Source organism: Sphingomonas sp., assembly GCF_031372575.1.
GTDB lineage: Bacteria > Pseudomonadota > Alphaproteobacteria > Sphingomonadales > Sphingomonadaceae > Sphingomicrobium.
The window spans coordinates 1-17,237 of sequence record NZ_JANMLM010000054.1 but is presented as its reverse complement, the minus strand read 5'-3'; the positions used below and the strand labels follow the sequence as shown (position 1 = coordinate 17,237).

18 protein-coding genes are annotated in these 17,237 nt (G+C 61.9%); 7 read left to right on the top strand and 11 right to left on the bottom strand.

All coding sequences use genetic code 11. The features are described 5' to 3' along the window. Positions 1–175: 175 nt before the first annotated feature. The 3 genes from RMN73_RS04270 to RMN73_RS04260 all read left to right on the top strand — a co-directional run bounded on the left by RMN73_RS04270 (position 176) and on the right by RMN73_RS04260 (position 3,050). Complete coding sequence (locus tag RMN73_RS04270; protein ID WP_309602076.1) at positions 176–364, top strand: hypothetical protein; 189 nt, start codon at positions 176–178, stop codon at positions 362–364. 203 nt (positions 365–567) lie between these two features. Continuing rightward, a complete protein-coding gene (gene paaZ / locus RMN73_RS04265; RefSeq protein WP_309602075.1) occupies positions 568–2,562 on the top strand; it encodes a phenylacetic acid degradation bifunctional protein PaaZ in 1,995 nt (664 codons plus the stop codon). 56 nt (positions 2,563–2,618) lie between these two features. After that, positions 2,619–3,050 (top strand): CBS domain-containing protein, encoded by a 432-nt coding sequence (locus RMN73_RS04260; protein WP_309602074.1) that lies wholly within the window; start codon positions 2,619–2,621, stop codon positions 3,048–3,050. 6 nt (positions 3,051–3,056) lie between these two features. Here RMN73_RS04260 and RMN73_RS04255 read toward each other — a convergent pair whose 3' ends face one another. The 8 genes from RMN73_RS04255 to RMN73_RS04220 form a co-directional block, all read right to left on the bottom strand. Then, a complete protein-coding gene (locus tag RMN73_RS04255; protein WP_309602073.1) occupies positions 3,057–3,599 on the bottom strand; it encodes a F0F1 ATP synthase subunit B in 543 nt (180 codons plus the stop codon). Next, on the bottom strand, positions 3,592–4,086 hold the full coding sequence (locus RMN73_RS04250) for an ATPase (RefSeq protein ID WP_309602072.1): 495 nt from the start codon (positions 4,084–4,086) through the stop codon (positions 3,592–3,594). Before RMN73_RS04250 ends, RMN73_RS04255 begins: the two co-directional genes overlap by 8 nt. Before the next feature lie 67 nt (positions 4,087–4,153). Then, entirely contained in the window at positions 4,154–4,381 is a 228-nt protein-coding gene (locus RMN73_RS04245; RefSeq protein WP_294004995.1) for a F0F1 ATP synthase subunit C, read from the bottom strand. Between the two features lie 35 nt (positions 4,382–4,416). Next, the gene (locus RMN73_RS04240) at positions 4,417–5,196 is read right to left on the bottom strand and encodes a F0F1 ATP synthase subunit A (RefSeq protein ID WP_309602071.1); all 780 of its coding nucleotides are present in this window, start codon (positions 5,194–5,196) and stop codon (positions 4,417–4,419) included. Positions 5,197–5,198: 2 nt separating this feature from the next. Then, the gene (locus tag RMN73_RS04235) at positions 5,199–5,537 is read right to left on the bottom strand and encodes an AtpZ/AtpI family protein (RefSeq protein ID WP_309602070.1); all 339 of its coding nucleotides are present in this window, start codon (positions 5,535–5,537) and stop codon (positions 5,199–5,201) included. A 136-nt stretch (positions 5,538–5,673) separates the two neighbouring features. Beyond that, positions 5,674–6,036 (bottom strand): DUF1318 domain-containing protein, encoded by a 363-nt coding sequence (locus RMN73_RS04230; protein WP_309602069.1) that lies wholly within the window; start codon positions 6,034–6,036, stop codon positions 5,674–5,676. Between the two features lie 8 nt (positions 6,037–6,044). After that, on the bottom strand, positions 6,045–6,257 hold the full coding sequence (locus tag RMN73_RS04225) for a YnbE family lipoprotein (RefSeq protein ID WP_309602068.1): 213 nt from the start codon (positions 6,255–6,257) through the stop codon (positions 6,045–6,047). A 5-nt stretch (positions 6,258–6,262) separates the two neighbouring features. Then, a complete protein-coding gene (locus RMN73_RS04220; RefSeq protein WP_309602067.1) occupies positions 6,263–9,517 on the bottom strand; it encodes a YdbH domain-containing protein in 3,255 nt (1,084 codons plus the stop codon). A gap of 71 nt (positions 9,518–9,588) precedes the next feature. Here RMN73_RS04220 and radC point away from each other — a divergent pair, with 71 nt between their 5' ends. Continuing rightward, positions 9,589–10,293 carry a DNA repair protein RadC gene (gene radC, locus RMN73_RS04215; protein ID WP_309602066.1) on the top strand — a complete coding sequence of 235 codons (705 nt, stop codon included), beginning with the start codon at positions 9,589–9,591 and terminating at the stop codon, positions 10,291–10,293. 67 nt (positions 10,294–10,360) lie between these two features. Here radC and RMN73_RS04210 read toward each other — a convergent pair whose 3' ends face one another. Next, complete coding sequence (locus RMN73_RS04210) at positions 10,361–10,519, bottom strand: Flp family type IVb pilin (protein WP_309602065.1); 159 nt, start codon at positions 10,517–10,519, stop codon at positions 10,361–10,363. A gap of 198 nt (positions 10,520–10,717) precedes the next feature. On the opposite strand from RMN73_RS04210, the gene purB reads away from it, so the two are divergent. The 3 genes from purB to RMN73_RS04195 are packed head-to-tail and all read left to right on the top strand — an operon-like array spanning position 10,718 to position 15,194. Next, the gene (gene purB, locus RMN73_RS04205; RefSeq protein ID WP_309602064.1) at positions 10,718–12,043 is read left to right on the top strand and encodes an adenylosuccinate lyase; all 1,326 of its coding nucleotides are present in this window, start codon (positions 10,718–10,720) and stop codon (positions 12,041–12,043) included. Then, positions 12,040–12,579, top strand: coding sequence for a biliverdin-producing heme oxygenase (locus tag RMN73_RS04200; RefSeq protein ID WP_309602063.1), 540 nt, complete (start codon positions 12,040–12,042; stop codon positions 12,577–12,579). The genes purB and RMN73_RS04200 overlap by 4 nt, the downstream gene beginning before the upstream one ends. Continuing rightward, positions 12,576–15,194 carry an HWE histidine kinase domain-containing protein gene (locus RMN73_RS04195; RefSeq protein ID WP_309602062.1) on the top strand — a complete coding sequence of 873 codons (2,619 nt, stop codon included), beginning with the start codon at positions 12,576–12,578 and terminating at the stop codon, positions 15,192–15,194. Before RMN73_RS04200 ends, RMN73_RS04195 begins: the two co-directional genes overlap by 4 nt. On the opposite strand, the gene dnaJ is transcribed toward RMN73_RS04195, so the two are convergent. Both dnaJ and RMN73_RS04185 read right to left on the bottom strand, forming a co-directional pair. Beyond that, positions 15,177–16,295, bottom strand: a complete 1,119-nt coding sequence (dnaJ, locus tag RMN73_RS04190; RefSeq protein ID WP_309602061.1) for a molecular chaperone DnaJ — start codon at positions 16,293–16,295, stop codon at positions 15,177–15,179. The two genes, RMN73_RS04195 and dnaJ, sit on opposite strands and share 18 nt — an antisense overlap. Positions 16,296–16,375: 80 nt before the next feature. Further along, positions 16,376–17,237, bottom strand: an 862-nt coding sequence (locus RMN73_RS04185) for an Hsp70 family protein (RefSeq protein ID WP_309602060.1), incomplete at its 5' end; no start/stop codon positions are given.

The window sequence follows — 17,237 nt, the reverse complement described above, 5'->3', positions numbered from 1 at the left end:
TGGAAATGCATGCAACTGGCCCCCCAAGGGGTGAAGACTAGGGAATGACCCGTGGAAAGCTAGTGTCTGCTTTGGGTCGAAAGCGGACATCAAGACTCCCAATCTCTGAACCTCCATTGCGATGCGGTGTGCCCGCGCTTTATGAGTATGACCTCACTCTGCAAAAGGCTGCCCCATGAAAACCGCGCTGCTGATCCTCGGAATCGCCGCCTTGCTGATGGGCCTGCTGTGGATCGGCCAGGGTACCGGCCTGATCATGTGGCCCGCCTCCAGTTTCATGCTCGACCAACGGCCATGGGCGACCCGCGGCGCCCTGCTGGCGGTGGCGGGGGTCGTGCTGATCATCCTCGCCCGGCGGCGCTGAACTTTTCGCTTTCAAAATAGGATTTCGCCTGACACGCTCCAGCAAATGGTGACCATGCGGCTCCAATCTGCGCCCAAAACTCAGTCACATGATCAGAAAACCGGAACTTCGCACCCACGTAGTGCGAAGTTCGTGAAGTTCCGAGGCCCTCGCCCGACCGAATCGGCATTGCAGGCCGGGGTCCGGCGCGGCAGGAGGCGGGCATGAAAACCACCGACCTGCTCAATTATTCGCTCGACCAATGGACGCTCGGCACCGGCCAGCGCAGCGACATCGCCTCCGCCATCGACGGCAGCCTCGTCGCCACCGCCGGATCGGGCGGGATCGATTTCGCGGCCATGCTCGCCCACGCCCGCACTGTCGGCGGCCCGGCTTTACGCGCCCTCACCTTCCACCAGCGCGCGCGGGTCATCAAGGGCCTCGGCCTCGCCATCCTCGCCCGCAAGGAGGAATTGTACGACCTCAACGTCGCCACCGGCGCGACCCGCAAGGACGGCTGGATCGATATCGAGGGCGGTGCCGGCACCCTGCTCTCTTTCTCCTCCAAGGGCCGCCGCGAACTTCCCGACGCCCATGTCCTGCTCGACGGTGACCTGGAACCCTTGTCGAAGGGCGGCAGCTTCGTCGGCCAGCATATCTATACCTCGCTGCAGGGTGCCGCGGTGCACATCAACGCATTCAATTTTCCGGTGTGGGGAATGCTCGAGAAGCTCGCCCCGACCCTGCTCGCCGGCATGCCCGCGATCGTCAAACCGGCCAGCTCGACCGCTTATCTGTGCGAAGCGGCGTTCCGCATCATGATCGACACCGGCCTGCTGCCCGACGGCGCGGTCCAGCTGATCGTTGGCGGTGTCGGCGATTTGTTCGACCATCTTGGCGGGCAGGACGTGGTCAGCTTCACCGGCTCGGCCTCGACCGCAGCCAAACTCAAGTCGCACCCCGTCGTGCTGCGCGAGTCGGTCAAGTTCGTTGCCGAGCAGGACAGCCTCAACGCGTCGATCCTCGGCCCCGACGCCGCACCGGGAAGCCCTGAGTTCGACCTGTTCGTCACCGAAGTTGTGACCGAGATGACGGTCAAGGCGGGCCAGAAGTGCACCGCGATCCGCCGCGCAATGGCCCCCGCCGCCCACCTCGACGCACTCCAGTCCGCAATCGCCGCCAAGCTCGCTGCGGTCGAGGAAATGGGCGCCTTAGTCTCAACCAGCCAGCGCGACGACGTCCGCCAGCAGATCGCCAAGCTCACCGCCGCTGGTGCCCGCATCGTCGCCGGCAACCCCGAAGCCGTAGTCGGCCCTGATGGCGGCGCATTCATGCAGCCAATCCTGCTTCGCGCCGACGACCCCTGGGCCGCTGACGCCGTGCACGATATCGAGGCATTCGGCCCGGTCGCGACGATCATGCCCTATCGCGACCTCGCCGACGCGGTTCGGCTAGCCAATCGCGGCATGGGCAGCCTGGCGCTGTCGCTGTTCACTTACTCGCCCGACGCCGCGCGCGACTTCATCCAGGGCGCCGCCGCCTTTCACGGCCGAATGCTGGTCATCAACCGCGACAATGCCGCCGAAAGCACCGGCCACGGCTCGCCGCTGCCCGTCCTGGTCCACGGCGGGCCGGGCCGCGCTGGCGGGTCGGAGGAAATGGGCGGGGTGCGCGGGGTCAAGCATTACATGCAGCGCACCGCGATCCAGTCGACCCCAGCGATGATCGCCGCGATCAGCGCGCAATACATCCCCGGCGGCCCCAAGCGCTTCGTCGATGGCCATCCCTTCACCAAGCGGATGAGCGCGCTTCACATCGGCGATACATTGCGCACCGCCAGCCGCACCGTCACAATCCCTGACATCGAGCATTTTGCCGACTTCACCGGCGACAAATTCTACGCCCACATGGACGATGAAGCCGCCAAGGCCTCGCCGATCTTCGAGGGCCGGGTGGCCCACGGCTATCTCATCCTGAGCTTCGCTGCTGGACTGTTCGTGTGGCCCGACCCCGGCCCGGTCCTTGCCAACACTGGCCTCGAGAATCTCAAGTTCCTGACCCCGCTCTATCCCGGCGATGCGATGCGGGTAGAACTTACCGTTCGCTCTAAATCCTTGAAGAGCGAGGACACTGGCGTGGTCCGCTGGGCGGTCGAAATCTTCAACCAGAAGGACGACCTGGTCGCGACCTACGATCTGCTGACTGAAAACCTTCCCTGATCCGGAACGGCGGGTGCCCGAGCTTCGTTGAACCGCCATCCACAGGGAGATTTCAAATGAACATTCGTGACCTCATGACCAGCGACGTGCAGACTGTATCGCCGACCGACACTGCTCAGCAGGCAGCCAGCTTCATGCTCTCGGCCGACACCGGATCGATCCCTGTGTGCGATGGCGACAAGATTGTCGGCATGATCACCGACCGCGACATTGCCGTACGCGGCGTCGGCAAGGGCCTTGGCCCCGATTGCAGCGTCGCCGAACTGATGAGCAAGGACGTGGTCTGTGCGCACGATACGGACGACGTGCTCGCGATCGCCCAGCAGATGAGCGACAAACAGGTCCGCCGCATGCCGGTGGTCGACGCCGACGAAAAATTGGTCGGGATGGTCAGCCTTGGCGACCTCAGCCGCCAGTCGCAGGAAGCTGCTGCAAAGACCGCGCTCGACGGCGTTTCGGCCGACGGCGGTCAGCACGACCAGCATTAGATCAGGCTAGAGGCCGGCAATGGCCTCGTCGACCAGCGCCTTGTCGCTCGACGCATCACTGCGCTCGGCGATTAGGCGACTGGCGGCGGCGGTAGCGGCAATGGCAGCCACCGCGCGGACTTCATCAATCGCGGCACGTTCTTCGGCAGCGATCTTTGCTTCGGCCATTTGCGTGCGGCGTTCGACCAGTGCCTCGGCATCGGTCTTGGCTTTCGCCACGATCGCCTTTGATTCGGCCTGCGCCCGCTCAACCATCGCTTTGGCTTCACCGTCGGCCGCAGCTGCCTTGGCCTGATATTCCGCCTTCAGCGCTTCGGCCTCGGCTCGAAGCGTCTTGGCCTCCTCGAGCTGGGAGCGGATTTCGGCGATCTTGCCGTCCAGCGCCTTGCCAACGGCGGCCGGAACCTTCTTCCAGATCATCAACGCAAACACCGCGATCATCGCCAAAGCGACGAACGACGTCGGGGTCAGGAAGCCAAACGCGGTCGGCTCATGCACCGCAGTGGCCTCGCCATGGGCTTCAACAGCAGCCAGCAGCAATTCAAGCATTGGTCATCACCATCTTTACGGCTTTGGCGCTGTCCGCCAGGCTGACGTCCAGCTTGGCGACTTTGGCGGCGATATCTTTCGCCAAGTCGGCCGCCACGCCTTCGATATCCTTGACCGCAGCACTGCGCGCATCGCGAATTCTGCCCTGTGCTTCACCGATACGAGCGTCGAGCGCCGTATCGATTTCGCCCAGCTTCTTCTCGGTCGATGCAGCGCTGTCGGCCTTGGCCTTGGCGGTCAACTTGGCAGCCTCGCCGCGGCTGGCATCCATCCGCGCCCGATAGGCTTCCTCGACTGCATCGGCCTCGTTCCGGGCCGCGTCAGCGGCGGCCAAATCGTCGGAAATCGATTGGTCGCGCGCATCGACGGTCGACTGGATCTTAGGCAACATGCCCTTGCCGATGACGAAATAAATCAGGCCAAGCACGACGGCCAGCCAGAAGAATTGCGAATAAGCGACGAGCGCGAGCTGGTTCAGCTGAGGCATGTCAGATCCTGAATGGTCAAATCAACTATCGAGGGGACCGGACGAACCGGCCCCGCTCCTAGGTCGATTAGACGGCGTAGAGGATGATCATCGCAACGGCGAATGCGATCAGGCCCAACAGCTCGGCGGCGGCGAAGCCGATGAACAGGCGCCCTTGCTGACCATCAGCGGCCGCCGGATTGCGCAGCGCACCCTGAAGGAACGAACCGAAGACGTTGCCGACGCCAGCTGCTGCTGCGCCAACGCCGATTGCGGCGAGACCGGCACCAATGACTTTTGCTGAAGCGAGATCCATGTGACTACTCCTTGGGAAAATGGGGGAAAACAAGACTAGTGAAGGTTGACCGCGTCGTTGATGTACAGCGACGTGAGCAAGGCGAAAACATAAGCCTGGATGGCGCACACCAGCAGTTCCAGCGCGCTGACACCGGCGATGAACACGAACGACAGCAAGCTGATTGCTGGCCCCATCGCGCCATCGGCGTTGAGCCCGATGACGATAAAGTTGCCGAACACCTTGATCAGGATGTGGCCGGCGATCATCGCCACAAACAACCGCAGCGCCAGGCTGAACGGCCGCACCAGGAACGAGACGAACTCGATCGGGACGATCAGCAGCTTGAGCAGGAACGGCGTTCCCGCTGGCACGAACAGCGAGAAGAAGTGCAACCCGTGTTTCCAGAAGCCGACTATCAGCACGATCGAGAAACTGATGATCGCCAGCACGCCGGTGACGGTGAACTGGCTGGTGACGGTGAACGGGTGGACGCCGGGGATGATCCCGAACGGCATCATGCCCATCAGGTTGGCGAACAGGACGAAGATGAAGACCGTGAACACCCAGGGGACATATTTGCGCCCCTCTGGCCCGACATTGGTGTCGAGCATATTGGTGATGAAGCCGGTGACGCCCTCGACCGCCATTTGCCAGCGGCCGGGGACCAATTCACGCTTCATCCCACCCATCATGAACACGTAAATTGCGCCCAGCACGACCAGCATCCACAACGCGCTATTGGTGAACGCAAACGGGCTACCGTCGCCGATCGACCCGAAAATCGGATCAATCTGGAACTGGTGCATTGGGTCGATCTTACTTTCGGCCGCCACTCTTAACTTCCCTCGGGTCGCTTGGGACCCTGTTTTGCGATGCGCATCACGTTCCGGACTGCCAGCCCGAAACCGAAGAACAGGCCCGCAAGCATGAACCACGGCATCGTTCCGGCCCACCGGTCGATCAGCCAGCCGATCAACCCGCCGCCGAACGGCAATCCCACCAAGTCAGACAGGATTCGCGATCCGACCGACCGGATGAGCCGCTGCGAATCATTGGACATCTTGCCCGACCGCCTGGCCTCATCCAGCTTCGCCCGATCGAGCCGCTCGTCGAGCGACGTCAGCCGGGCATCCTGAATCGAATGCGCCTCCTGCCCGGTCTCGTCATCCGCCATGCTCATTCTCCTTCATGTGCGCGGCACCATCCCGCTGGAAGTGCTCGCGAAAGGCAAGGAACATGGCGGCGTCCAAGCCCGCCAAGGCGCCGCCCCTTTATGAAGCAGTGGGGATTTAGTCAACCGCCGAGGCGGCTTACGGGCGGCAATAATCGGGGATTGGGAGCGGTTGCCCAGCGCTCCGCCGCCGCCACACATTGTCGGCCAGCAGATAGGCTTCGCCAACCACAACCCCGCCAAGCAACTCGCAGCCAACCGCAATGCCCACTTCCTGCGGGCTCGCGCCGCGCTTGACTGCCAGATCGGTGAACAGCGCCCTGCGACGGATATTGACGGCATCGACCTGGCTTCGAACCGCGGGTCCGGTGGCTACAGCATAGCCGAGATAGCCGTCGTAGCGCTCGCCAATCTGACCGGCCGCGCGGGCGGCCACGACGGCTGGCGCCGATTGCGCTGCCAATGGGACCGCCCACAACAGCACGCCTGCCCCAATTGTCACTGCCAATTTCACTGCGGGTTGCCTGACGGCTTGGTCGGGAATGCGTCGGGATTGCTCTTGATCAATGTGTCGACGTCGCGCTGCAGGCGGACCAAAACCTCCTGCTCGATCTTGACGTTCAAATTGATCTCGATCGGTTTTTCGGGCGTTTTGACGGTGACGCAGCTCGCCAGCGGCAATAACGCCAGCACCGCAACAATTTTGTAGGGGGCTCGGTTCATGGGCTTCACTCGCTCTTGCTCTTGGGTGTGGTGGAGAGTTCGATTTTCTGGTCGACCGGAGTCTGGGTCTGGGTCTGGCTTTCCTCACGGCGGCGTACTTCGGTGACGACGCCCGGGATCTGATCGATCGGCACCGGCAGAACATCACGGATCACCGAGCGCGGATCACTGACGCTTTTGGCGGTCGCGATCAGCGACCGGAATGGCCCCTTGATCGTAACATTGAACTTGAACGGCACGTTCTTGACCGCCGACTTCAGCAAGCGCTGGGTGCTATTGGACTGACCGATCGCGACTTGGTCGATCGTCAGGCGGGTGGCAAATTCCCCCGACAGGTCGCCGTCGAGCCGGACGATCATGCTACGGAATTTCAGGTAGCGAAGGGCATCGAACGCGAGCCCGCCGAAGAAGCCGAGGTTGGCGCGGCTGACCACCCCTTCGTAGGACAAGGTCCCGCCGGGGTCGCGGCTATCGAGCCGACCGCCGACGATCCGTCCGCCATTGTCGTCGAAGATCATCGGCAGCACGCCGTCGAACAGGCCAGTGGCGGCAATTTCCTTAAAGCCCAGTGTGCCGACAAATGCGTTGGCATCAAACCCGACCACTTCGAACGTCAGCCGCTTGGGGGTGGATTTGGCGAAATTGAGCACCGTCTCCTGCAGGATCAGCCGCCCGCCCATAAACGGCCATTCGCCGCGCTCGACCTTAACCAACTGGCTCAACAGCACCTGAAGACGAATTTCGCCATTCTCGACCAATATGCCGGGATTGATCGTCGCAACGGTAAAAGTCTGGCCCGGTGCAGTCTCCAACGCCAGCAGATCGGTGAAGTGTATCGTGCCCTTCAGGCCAGTGACCGGCCCGAACGTTGCCGCAAGGTCAGTCCCGTCGGTCGAAAAATCGCCGGTCGACTTCACTGTGCCGTCGCCGCTCCAGTTGATCCTCCCCTGTCCTCTTACTGTGCCGTTGACGAGCGCGATGACGCCTTCGGTCAGCCGGGTGAGTTGCTCGGGCTGAAGATTATTGCCGAAGCGGATCGCGGGCACGTCGAGGATTGCATCGCCATTGCCGGTGGACAGGCGATGGGAGATCGCGACATTCGTGACGAGCGCGCCACTTGATGGATGGTGAAGCGATCCCGTCGCCTTGATGAGATCATTGGCCAGCCGGAACTTCAGATCATTGCTCGCCAGCGGATAGAAGCGCGGCGGGTCAGCAAGATCGGACACCGTCGACGAACCATCGATCGCCAGCGCACCGCTGCGGAAGTCGAACTTGCCGGCCGCTCCGCTGAGCTTCACCGGAACGCGTCCGATCAGCGCCGTCGCGCCGCCGAAATTGCCGGTCGCGCCTCCTCTCACGAGCAGGCCGGTCAACGTCGAGGCGCTAATCTTGACCGGCGATTGCGGGCGACCCAGTTGCAGACCGAGTCCATTTGCCGCGAACCGATTACTGCCAAACAGCCGCGCTTGCGCCGCGGTCAGTGCGAATGGTGACTTCCCAAGCGTTCCGCCAAGCCGCAGGTTGCGCGCCGCCGCACCGATCATCACCGGCCCGCGACCGTTCTTGTAGAGGATCGCGGGACCCGTTGCGCAAAGCGGCAAACGTGCCGGCCCGAGCCGGAGCGATCCCGCTGTCAGTGACTGGAAGCGCGCATCGACGCAGCCGCGTCCGAAGGCGAAACCGCCGCCATTGCCGCCAATCGTGCCACTGATCGGGATTCGAAGGCCACGCACGAACCCGCCCGAAAACGGGCCATCCATGACCGCCAGCGTATTGACTGCGGTCGACCCGCCCGGTCCGGCGCGGAAGATCACCGGGGCCAGCGCAAGTCGCGATCCGCTTACGCTGTAAGGCGCGACCCGTGCTTCGCCGCTCATCGGCCCGCCTTGGCGCGGCTGGCGAAGGACAATGTCTGCCCGTGGCAGTCCGCTGCCCCCGGTCGCTATATTGCCGTCGACGCGCAAATTGCCGCCCGGCCAATAATAAGTGACCCCGTCACCGCCCGAGATCTTGACCTGCCCGCCATTGGCCCCGCGTGCGTCCGCCTTTTCGATACGTACGCCACCGCCGCCGCGAAGATTGACCATGCTCAGATGGCCAGTGGCATTGAAATTGCTCGCGGTGCGGCGGATTGCGGCGGCGATTGCCTTGCCGATCGGGTCGAGCGGAGTCCCTTTGGCCGACTCGAGCGGGGCAACCAGCGGTGCGACCATGGCTGGCGCGAGCGTCGCGCTATCCGCACCATAATTTGCCGACAGGGCAAGTTCGCCGCGCCCGGCCCACAGGCGATATTTGCCGTCGAGCCGGGTTGCGTCGGCGAAGATCGACCCCAGTCGCCCGCGCTGCGCCGACAGTTTGATCGCGCCCATCGCGTCGCTCGCGCTACCCTTGAATCCGATATTGGCGTTGAGGTTGGCGAGGCCATTGTCGCCCGCACTGAGCGACGCCAGGCTCAATCTTCCTTGACCATCGAATCGCTCGAACGCTTCGCTGAACCCGCTATCGAGATCGAGCCGCGGCGCAATCATCGCCAATTGGCTTTTCGGGCAAACAAACCGATCGGCGGACATCGGACCCGTGACGTGCGGCCGGCGCGCCACCACGCCAAGCGCGACATTGCCATGCAGCGAATCCAGCTGGCACGCGCCGGTGACCAGCCTGGGCCCGGCAACCGCGAGCCGCCCCTTGAACCCGCCGGTAAGATTGCCTGCGCCCTTAATCGCAAATCCAAGATTGCCGAACGGCGTCTTGAGCGCGATCGACGCATCGGCAAGATCAACCGCGATATCGGGGAGGCGGAACGGCTTGCCGCTTGGCGGCGGAAGCAATTTGTCGATCTCACCCCAGCTGACCTTGCCGCCACGCCGCAATTTGCCCCGCAGCCGAACGCCACGCGCCGCGATGCGATACACCTCGACCCCGCCGGTCCACAGGATTCGCATCTGGATTTTGGCATATTGCGCCTGAAGGTCCGGATTGGCGGGATCGCCAATCACGACGTCGCGGATGATCTGGTTGTGGAGCCCGATCGATTCGATCTTGTACGTCGCGCGTACATTGCGCCGGCTCAGTTCCTGCTCGATGAAATGTTCGGCGATCGGGCGTCGTTCAACCCACGCGCCGATCAATATCGCGATCAGTACCCCAAGAGCGGCCAGCGAAATCCATAGCAAGGGGCTTCGACGACGAGCGACAACCACCCGCTCGCCACCAAGCGCGCTTGTGCTGTCATCCGGGGTATCGATCTGCCCGTCCACCATCCCCACCCTAACCAATCGAACACGCAGCCGTTCCGAAACCGCCAACAAACGCCCGTTGCACGACAGCAATGATGTTCCTAGCCTGCAAGGCGATGGGGGAAACGCCAACCGATAGCGCCGGGCACCGCGCCCGACTTCGCGAACGCCTGTTCGAAGGGGGCGAAAAGGCGCTGCTTGACCACGAACTGATCGAGTATCTGCTCGCCCTCGCCATCCCGCGCCGCGACACCAAGGCGCTTGCAAAACAATTGGTCGCGCGGTTCGGCGGGGTTGGTCCATTGCTTGATGCGACCCCGCAAGCACTTCGCGCCGAGGGGTTGAGCGAAGGCACGATCGGCGCACTCAAGATTGCCGAAGCGACCGCCCTAAGACTGCTCGAAACCAAGATCGAAGGTCGGCCAATTCTGTCGAGCTGGGATGCCCTTGGCGACTATTTGCAGGCCGCGATGGCGCATTCGGCGGTTGAGGAAGTGCGCATCCTGTTCCTCAACGCCAAGAATATGCTGATCGCCAATGAGGCGATGTGGCGCGGCAGTGTCGATGAGGCGTCGGTCCATGTCCGTGAAGTCATAGCGCGCGCCATTGCGCTTGGTGCGACCGCGATCATCATCGTCCACAATCACCCGTCGGGCGATCCCAGTCCAAGCCAGCAGGACATCCGGCTGACCAAGGATCTGGTCGATGCCGGCAGGCATATGAGAATAGCCGTCCACGATCATGTCATTGTCGGTGCACAAGGGCGCAGCAGCCTCAAGGCAATGGGCCTGATCTAGCTTCAGCGGCAACGAAAAAGGGCCCGGAACTTTCGTTCCGAGCCCCCTAACTGTAAGCCGAAAAGGCTTAGAGCTGGTTCGACACGTTGTTGAAGGTCGTGCCCAGCTTGGTGCCGATGCTCTTCATCGCGGCAATCGCGGCGACGGCAATGAGTGCTGCAATCAGGCCATATTCAATGGCGGTCGCACCCTTGCTGTTGTTCATCAGCTTAATGAATTTGCGCATATCCGGTCTCCATTCAAGTTCCACATTCGGGGTCCACTACCCCAACCCAATGTCGCCGAACGCGACCGGGATGCCCCCTATTGCGGCTCAAACCATTGAGAAATTCTTTAAATCGCGCCTTTCCAGCACATTAATCATAAATTCTTGTCCGCGACCGGTGATTGCGAGTTTGGCCTGCCCCTGCTAGCCGCGCTTGCCATGGTCCCTCGCTATTCCCGCCCCGCCATGACCGCGATCTGGTCATTCGAAAACCGCTATCGCATCTGGTGGGCGATCGAAGTGTTTGCGGCGGAAGCGATGGGCAATGTCGGGATGATCCCGGCCGACGACGCCAAGACGATCCGCAAGGCTTATGACGCCGACGTTCTCGGCGAGATTGATGTGCCCGCAATCGATGCGATCGAAGCGGTCACCAAGCATGACGTGATCGCCTTCCTGACCTGGGCTGGCGAAAAGCTTGGCCCCGAGCGGCGCTGGCTGCACCAGGGAATGACCAGTTCCGATGTGCTCGACACGTCGCTCGCGGTCCAGCTGAAGCAATCGGCCGACCTGCTGATCGAGGATCTGGAGGCCTTGCTTGTCGTCCTCAAACGCCGGGCGATCGAGCATAAACTGACCCCGACGATCGGTCGAAGTCATGGCATTCATGCCGAGCCAGTGACATTCGGGCTGAAGCTCGCGCAGGCCTATGCCGAGTTCGACCGCTGCAAGGCGCGGCTGATTGCGGCGCGTGACGACATTGCGACCTGCGCCATTTCCGGGGCGGTCGGCACCTTCGCCAACATCGACCCCGCGATCGAGGCGCATGTGGCGAAGGAACTCGGGCTGACCCCCGAGCCGACCAGCACCCAGGTCATCCCGCGTGATCGCCACGCCATGTTCTTTGCCGTGCTCGGCGTGATTGCCAGCTCGATCGAGCGGCTGGCGATCGAAGTCCGCCATCTCCAGCGCACCGAAGTGCTGGAAGCCGAGGAATATTTCGCGCCCGGGCAAAAGGGCAGCAGCGCGATGCCGCACAAACGCAACCCGGTTCTAACTGAAAATCTCACCGGCCTCGCCCGCGTCGTCCGCGCCGCGGTGGTTCCGGCAATGGAGAATGTGGCGCTGTGGCACGAGCGCGACATCAGCCACTCGTCGGTTGAGCGGTTCATCGGCCCCGATGCCTGCATCACGCTCGATTTCGCGCTTGGCCGATTGACCAACGTGATCGACAAGTTGCTGATATATCCCGAGCGGATGCAGCGCAACATGGATCGCATGGGCGGCTTGATCCACTCGCAGCGCGTGCTGCTGGCGCTGACCCAGGCCGGGCTTAGCCGCGAGGACAGTTACGCGTTGGTCCAGCGCAACGCGATGAAAGTGTGGGAGAGCGACGGCCAGTTGCAGCTGCTCGACCTGCTGAAAGCCGATCCCGAAGTGACGGCCCGCCTGAAAGAGGACGAACTGCGGAGCCTGTTCGACCTCGATTATCATTTCCGACGCATTGATATGATTTTCGACCGGGTGTTCGGGCCGACCGCTTGAGCGCTCATGCCTACCTTCGAGTCGCGACCCGCGCCGCTCACGACCAGGTCGATTCTTTGCTGTCCGGGTTCGATCTTGGCCAGCGCGCCGATTATGCCGATTTCCTCAGGATACAGGCGGCAGCGTTTTTGCCGATCGAGCGGGCGCTGGATGAGGCTGGCGCTAGGTCTCTGGGCGCAGACTGGCCGGATTGGCGACGAAGTGCGTTGTTGCAAGCCGATCTCGATGCATTGCAAATTGACTCGCCGCCGGCACAAACCCCGCCCGAGTTTGCCGGGTCTGACGCCATCCTCGGCGGCATGTATGTCCTCGAAGGCTCTCGGCTTGGCGGGACGATGCTGGCGCGGTCGGTTGGCGCCGGCCTGCCCCGGCGCTTCCTCGGCGCAGCGCCGTTTAGCGGCGGCTGGAAAGGGTTGATCGCGCTGCTTGAACAACATCTGACTTCGGACGTTCAACGTGAGCGGGCAGCCAAAAGCGCAATCCTGACGTTCGACTGTTTTTATCGAGCCGCGACGCGTAGCGTGAAAGTGCGATGAACTTCACTGTTACTAACGACCAGGTCGACCTAACCAACTGCGACCGCGAACCAATCCACCTGCTCGGTGCGATTCAGCCGATCGGCTTCCTCGTCGCGGTCAGTACTGACTGGCTGATTTCCCGCGTTTCGGCCAACATCGCCGATTTTTTCGACGTCGAGATCGACGATTTGATCGGACAGCCATCGACGGCGCTATTTTCGCCCGACGCGATTCATTCGATGCGCAACCGCCTCGCCTTGCTGCGCGGTACGGACGCGCTCGAACGCCTGTTTCGCTGCGCCCTGACCGAGGGTGGAAGGCCGTTCGACATCGCGCTCCATATGAGCGGCAGTTACGTGATCATTGAGGGGGAGCCGTCGACCGAACAGAATTACGGCGATGCCACCGGGACCGTTCGAGCCATGATCGGCAGGCTCGAACAGGCCGATACCCTCACTCAATTCTACAATGAAGGAACTCGTCAGATACGGGCGTTGACCGGATTTGATCGCGTGATGCTGTATCGCCTCGCGGAAGATGGATCAGGCGAGGTGGTGTCCGAAAGCGCCAAGGGCGGAATTGGTAGCTTTCTCGGGCTGCATTATCCGGCGACCGACATTCCCAAGCAAGCGCGCGAATTGTACAAACGAAGCTTGCTCCGAGTGATCACCGACATCAGCGCTATTCCAGTGCCGATTGTTCCCCCGCTCGATGAGCGCAAGGGACCGCTCGATCTGTCGCTGTCGGTGCTCCGCTCGGTATCGCCGATCCATATCGAGTACCTGCGCAACATGGGCGTTCGCGCATCGATGTCGATTTCGTTGGTGGTCGAAGGTGAGCTTTGGGGACTGATCGCCTGCCATCATTACAACCCGCGCTGCCCCAGTTTCGAGCGCCGCTCGATCGCTGAAATGTTCGCCCAAATGTTCTCGATGCATATCGAAACGCGCGAACGCAAATATACCGTCGAATATGAGCGCCGGGCGCGCACAATCTCGGACCAATTGCTCGGCGCTGTTGCCTCTGACGAGAGCCTGCTCAAGGATCCCGACTGGCTGAGCGACATTCTGACCAGCGCAATCCCTGCCGATGGCGTCGGCGTGTGGATCAACGGTAATTACGCGTTCGCTGGCCATACTCCCGATACTTCCTCTTTCGCAATGATCATCAAGGCGCTCAACGGTATCGCCGCAGGCAAGGTATTCGCGACCGACCGCATTGCCGACTTGGTCCCTGATGCCGCCAAATTCGCATCACAGGCAGCGGGCATGCTTGTGATTCCGATCAGTCGAAGCCCGCGCGACTATGTCATCCTTTTTCGACGCGAGCTGGTGCATTCGGTCCGCTGGGCAGGCAATCCACAAAAGCCCGCTCAGTTCGGTCCCAACGGTCCCCGTCTCCATCCGCGCGAAAGTTTCGAGGAATGGAAGCAACTGGTCGAAGGCAAGTCGCAGAAATTTGATGTCTCCGAATTGCGCGTTGCCGAAACCCTGCGCGCCACGCTGATCGAGGTGGTGCTTCGCCTGTCCGATGAGGCGAGCGTTGAGCGCCAGGCGGCAACCGAGCGCCAAGATTTACTGATCGCCGAACTCAACCATCGCGTGCGCAACATCCTGTCGCTCATCCGTGGTTTGATCCGCCAGTCGAAGCCGAGCGAAGAAACGTCAATCGAGGACTTCGTCAAGATTATCGACCAGCGGGTTCATGCGTTGGCCCGCGCCCACAATCAGATAACTGACGACCAATGGGGGCCCGCGCCACTAAGAAGCTTGATCGATGCCGAAGTGGCGGCGTTCATCCACAATAAGCAGGGCCGCGTTCATGCGCTGGGTGACCCGGTATTGCTCAAGCCCCAGGCTTATTCGACCATGGCGCTGGTGATCCATGAACTGGTCACCAATTCCGCGAAATATGGGAGTTTGAGTACCACGGGCCACGTCAACGTTCATTGGACGCGCGATAATCACGGATCCTTGGTGATCGACTGGACTGAAGTGGGGGGCCCGATCGTCGAGCAGCCAACGCGGCGTGGCTTTGGGACCACTATCATCACGAATAGCCTGCCTTATGATCTTGGCGGCAAGACCGACGTCGAATATGCGCCAGAGGGGCTTCGCGTACGGATGTTGGTTCCGGCCCGGCATATCGTGTTGGCCGAGGCTGAGCCCGAGCGTACGCAAAAGCATATTCCACTGCCGGATGCAGCGGTCGGCCGCGACAAGGTCGACCCTTCACTGCTCAAGGGCAAGACAGTTTTGCTGGTTGAGGACAGCCTGATCATTGCGCTCGATGCCGAGGAAATTCTCACCCGCATGGGCGCACTGAAAGTGGTGGCAGACGGCACCGTGATTGGCGCGGTCGCCGCAATCGATACCGAACAGCCCGACCTCGCTATTCTCGACATCAACCTTGGCGACCATGACAGTTTCCCGATTGCCGATCGACTGGACTTGCTCGGCATCCCGTTCCTGTTTGCGACCGGATATGGCGAGCAAGCCAAGTTACCCGATCGACACCGGCCGCGCGTTGTCCTCCAAAAGCCTTACACGATCCACATGATGGCGCGGGCTATTCCCCAACTTCTGCAAGAAGCGGCGCTTGCTATCAAAGCCGGCTCAGCCGTCGAGGATTGATTTCAACCGACTGAAAAAGCCCTTGCTCGCCGGGCATTCATCGCCCGTCTCGGTTGCTCGGAATTGCTCGAGGATGGCCTTCTGCTCTTTCGACAATTTTGTCGGGGTTTCGACCAGGATGCGGGTGATCAGATCGCCGCGCCCCCGCGCATTGAGCACGCTCATCCCGGCGCCGCGGTGACGCAGCATCTCGCCCGACTGGATTCCCGCCGGGATTTTTATCTCGATCTTCTGCCCGTCAATTCCGGGGATGGCGATCGATCCGCCTAACGCGGCCGTGATGAAACTGATCGGCGCTTCGGCCACCAGATTGGTGGCTTCGCGCTGGAAAATCGCGTGTCGCTTCAGGTGGACGAACAGGTAAAGGTCACCGCTCGACGCACCCCGAAGCCCCGCCTCGCCCTCGCCAGTCACGCGGATCCGGGTTCCTTCATCGACCCCGGCGGGGATATCGACATGGAGCTTGCGGCGTTTCAGGGCGCGTCCTTCGCCATCGCACGAGCGGCAAGGATCGGCGATCACTTCACCCGAACCACCGCAGGTCGGGCACATCCGCTCGACGACAAAGAAACCCTGGTTGGCGCGGACCTTGCCGGCACCATTACAGCTAGCGCAGCGGGCGGGCTTGGCGTCGCCGCGCGATCCATTGCCGTTGCACGTGTCGCAACTCGCTAGCGCCTCGACCTGGATATCCTTACCGACTCCAGCGAAGACCTCCTCCAGCGTCAGTTCGAGGTCATAGCGAAGATCAGCCCCGCGCGCTGCATTCTGCCGCTGGCCGCGCGGGTCCATGAACTCGCCGAAAATCGACGAGAAGATGTCGGAGAAACCCTCGAATCCCCCCTGCGCGAACGGATCGGCGCCACCGCCGCCATTCTGGAACGCGGCATGGCCAAAGCGGTCATAAGCGGCGCGCTTCTGCGGGTCCTTGAGCACGTCATAAGCCTGGCTGATTTCCTTGAAGCGCGCTTCCTTGTCGGTGCAGCCGCCGTGCCGATCGGGATGGCATTCCATTGCCTCGCGCCGATATGCCGACTTGATCGCAGCAGCATCCGCCCCGCGATCAATGCCCAGCAATTCGTAGAAATCAGTTTCAGCCATGGATCGAGATCAATTCCCAAAATGCCGTCCGCCCCGAGCAAGAAGACTGGCTCGGGGCGATCGGTTTTTGCACTGGGGCCTTAGCCCTTGTTCTCGTCGTCGACTTCAGAGAATTCGGCGTCGACCACATCCTCGTCGGCCGGCGCCGCCTCGGCCGTCGCGTCATCGCCGCCAGCACTGTCATCAGCCGCGCTTGCCGCCTGCTGCTGCTCGTACATCGCCTGGCCAAGTTTCATTGCCGCCTGGGTTAGCGCTTGGGTCTTGGTGTTGATCGTCTCGGTGTCGCCGCCCTCGAGTGCGGTCTTTGCCTCGGCCAACGCCGTCTCGATCTCGGTCTTCACCTCGGCCGATACCTTGTCGCCATGCTCGGCAAGCTGCTTCTCGGTCGAATGGACCAGGCTTTCGCCTTGATTCTTCGCTTCCGCACCGGCCTTGCGGACCTTGTCCTCCTCGGCGAATTGCTCGGCCTCCTTGACCATTTTCTCGATGTCTTCGTCCTTGAGGCCGCCCGACGCCTGAATCTTTATCTGCTGTTCCTTGCCGGTGCCCTTGTCCTTGGCGTGAACGTTGACGATGCCGTTAGCGTCGATATCGAAGGTGACTTCGATCTGCGGAACGCCGCGCGGTGCCGGTGGAATGCCGACCAAGTCGAATTGGCCGAGCACCTTGTTATCCACCGCCATTTCACGCTCGCCCTGGAAGACGCGGATCGTGACCGCATTCTGATTGTCGTCGGCGGTCGAGAAGGTCTGCGATTTCTTGGTCGGGATGGTCGTGTTGCGATCGATCATCCGGGTGAATACGCCGCCCAGAGTCTCGATGCCGAGGCTCAGCGGAGTCACGTCGAGTAGCAGCACGTCCTTGACGTCGCCCTGCAGCACGCCCGCCTGGATCGCTGCGCCCATGGCGACGACTTCATCGGGATTGACGCCGGTGTGCGGC

Coding starts and splice junctions, on each gene's coding strand:
- RMN73_RS04270 (WP_309602076.1), top strand. CDS start 176: ATGAAAACCGCGCTGCTGATCCTCGGAATCGCCGCCTTGCTGATGGGC.
- paaZ (WP_309602075.1), top strand. CDS start 568: ATGAAAACCACCGACCTGCTCAATTATTCGCTCGACCAATGGACGCTC.
- RMN73_RS04260 (WP_309602074.1), top strand. CDS start 2,619: ATGAACATTCGTGACCTCATGACCAGCGACGTGCAGACTGTATCGCCG.
- RMN73_RS04255 (WP_309602073.1), bottom strand. CDS start 3,599: ATGCTTGAATTGCTGCTGGCTGCTGTTGAAGCCCATGGCGAGGCCACT.
- RMN73_RS04250 (WP_309602072.1), bottom strand. CDS start 4,086: ATGCCTCAGCTGAACCAGCTCGCGCTCGTCGCTTATTCGCAATTCTTC.
- RMN73_RS04245 (WP_294004995.1), bottom strand. CDS start 4,381: ATGGATCTCGCTTCAGCAAAAGTCATTGGTGCCGGTCTCGCCGCAATC.
- RMN73_RS04235 (WP_309602070.1), bottom strand. CDS start 5,537: ATGGCGGATGACGAGACCGGGCAGGAGGCGCATTCGATTCAGGATGCC.
- RMN73_RS04225 (WP_309602068.1), bottom strand. CDS start 6,257: ATGAACCGAGCCCCCTACAAAATTGTTGCGGTGCTGGCGTTATTGCCG.
- radC (WP_309602066.1), top strand. CDS start 9,589: ATGATGTTCCTAGCCTGCAAGGCGATGGGGGAAACGCCAACCGATAGC.
- RMN73_RS04210 (WP_309602065.1), bottom strand. CDS start 10,519: ATGCGCAAATTCATTAAGCTGATGAACAACAGCAAGGGTGCGACCGCC.
- purB (WP_309602064.1), top strand. CDS start 10,718: ATGGTCCCTCGCTATTCCCGCCCCGCCATGACCGCGATCTGGTCATTC.
- RMN73_RS04195 (WP_309602062.1), top strand. CDS start 12,576: ATGAACTTCACTGTTACTAACGACCAGGTCGACCTAACCAACTGCGAC.
- dnaJ (WP_309602061.1), bottom strand. CDS start 16,295: ATGGCTGAAACTGATTTCTACGAATTGCTGGGCATTGATCGCGGGGCG.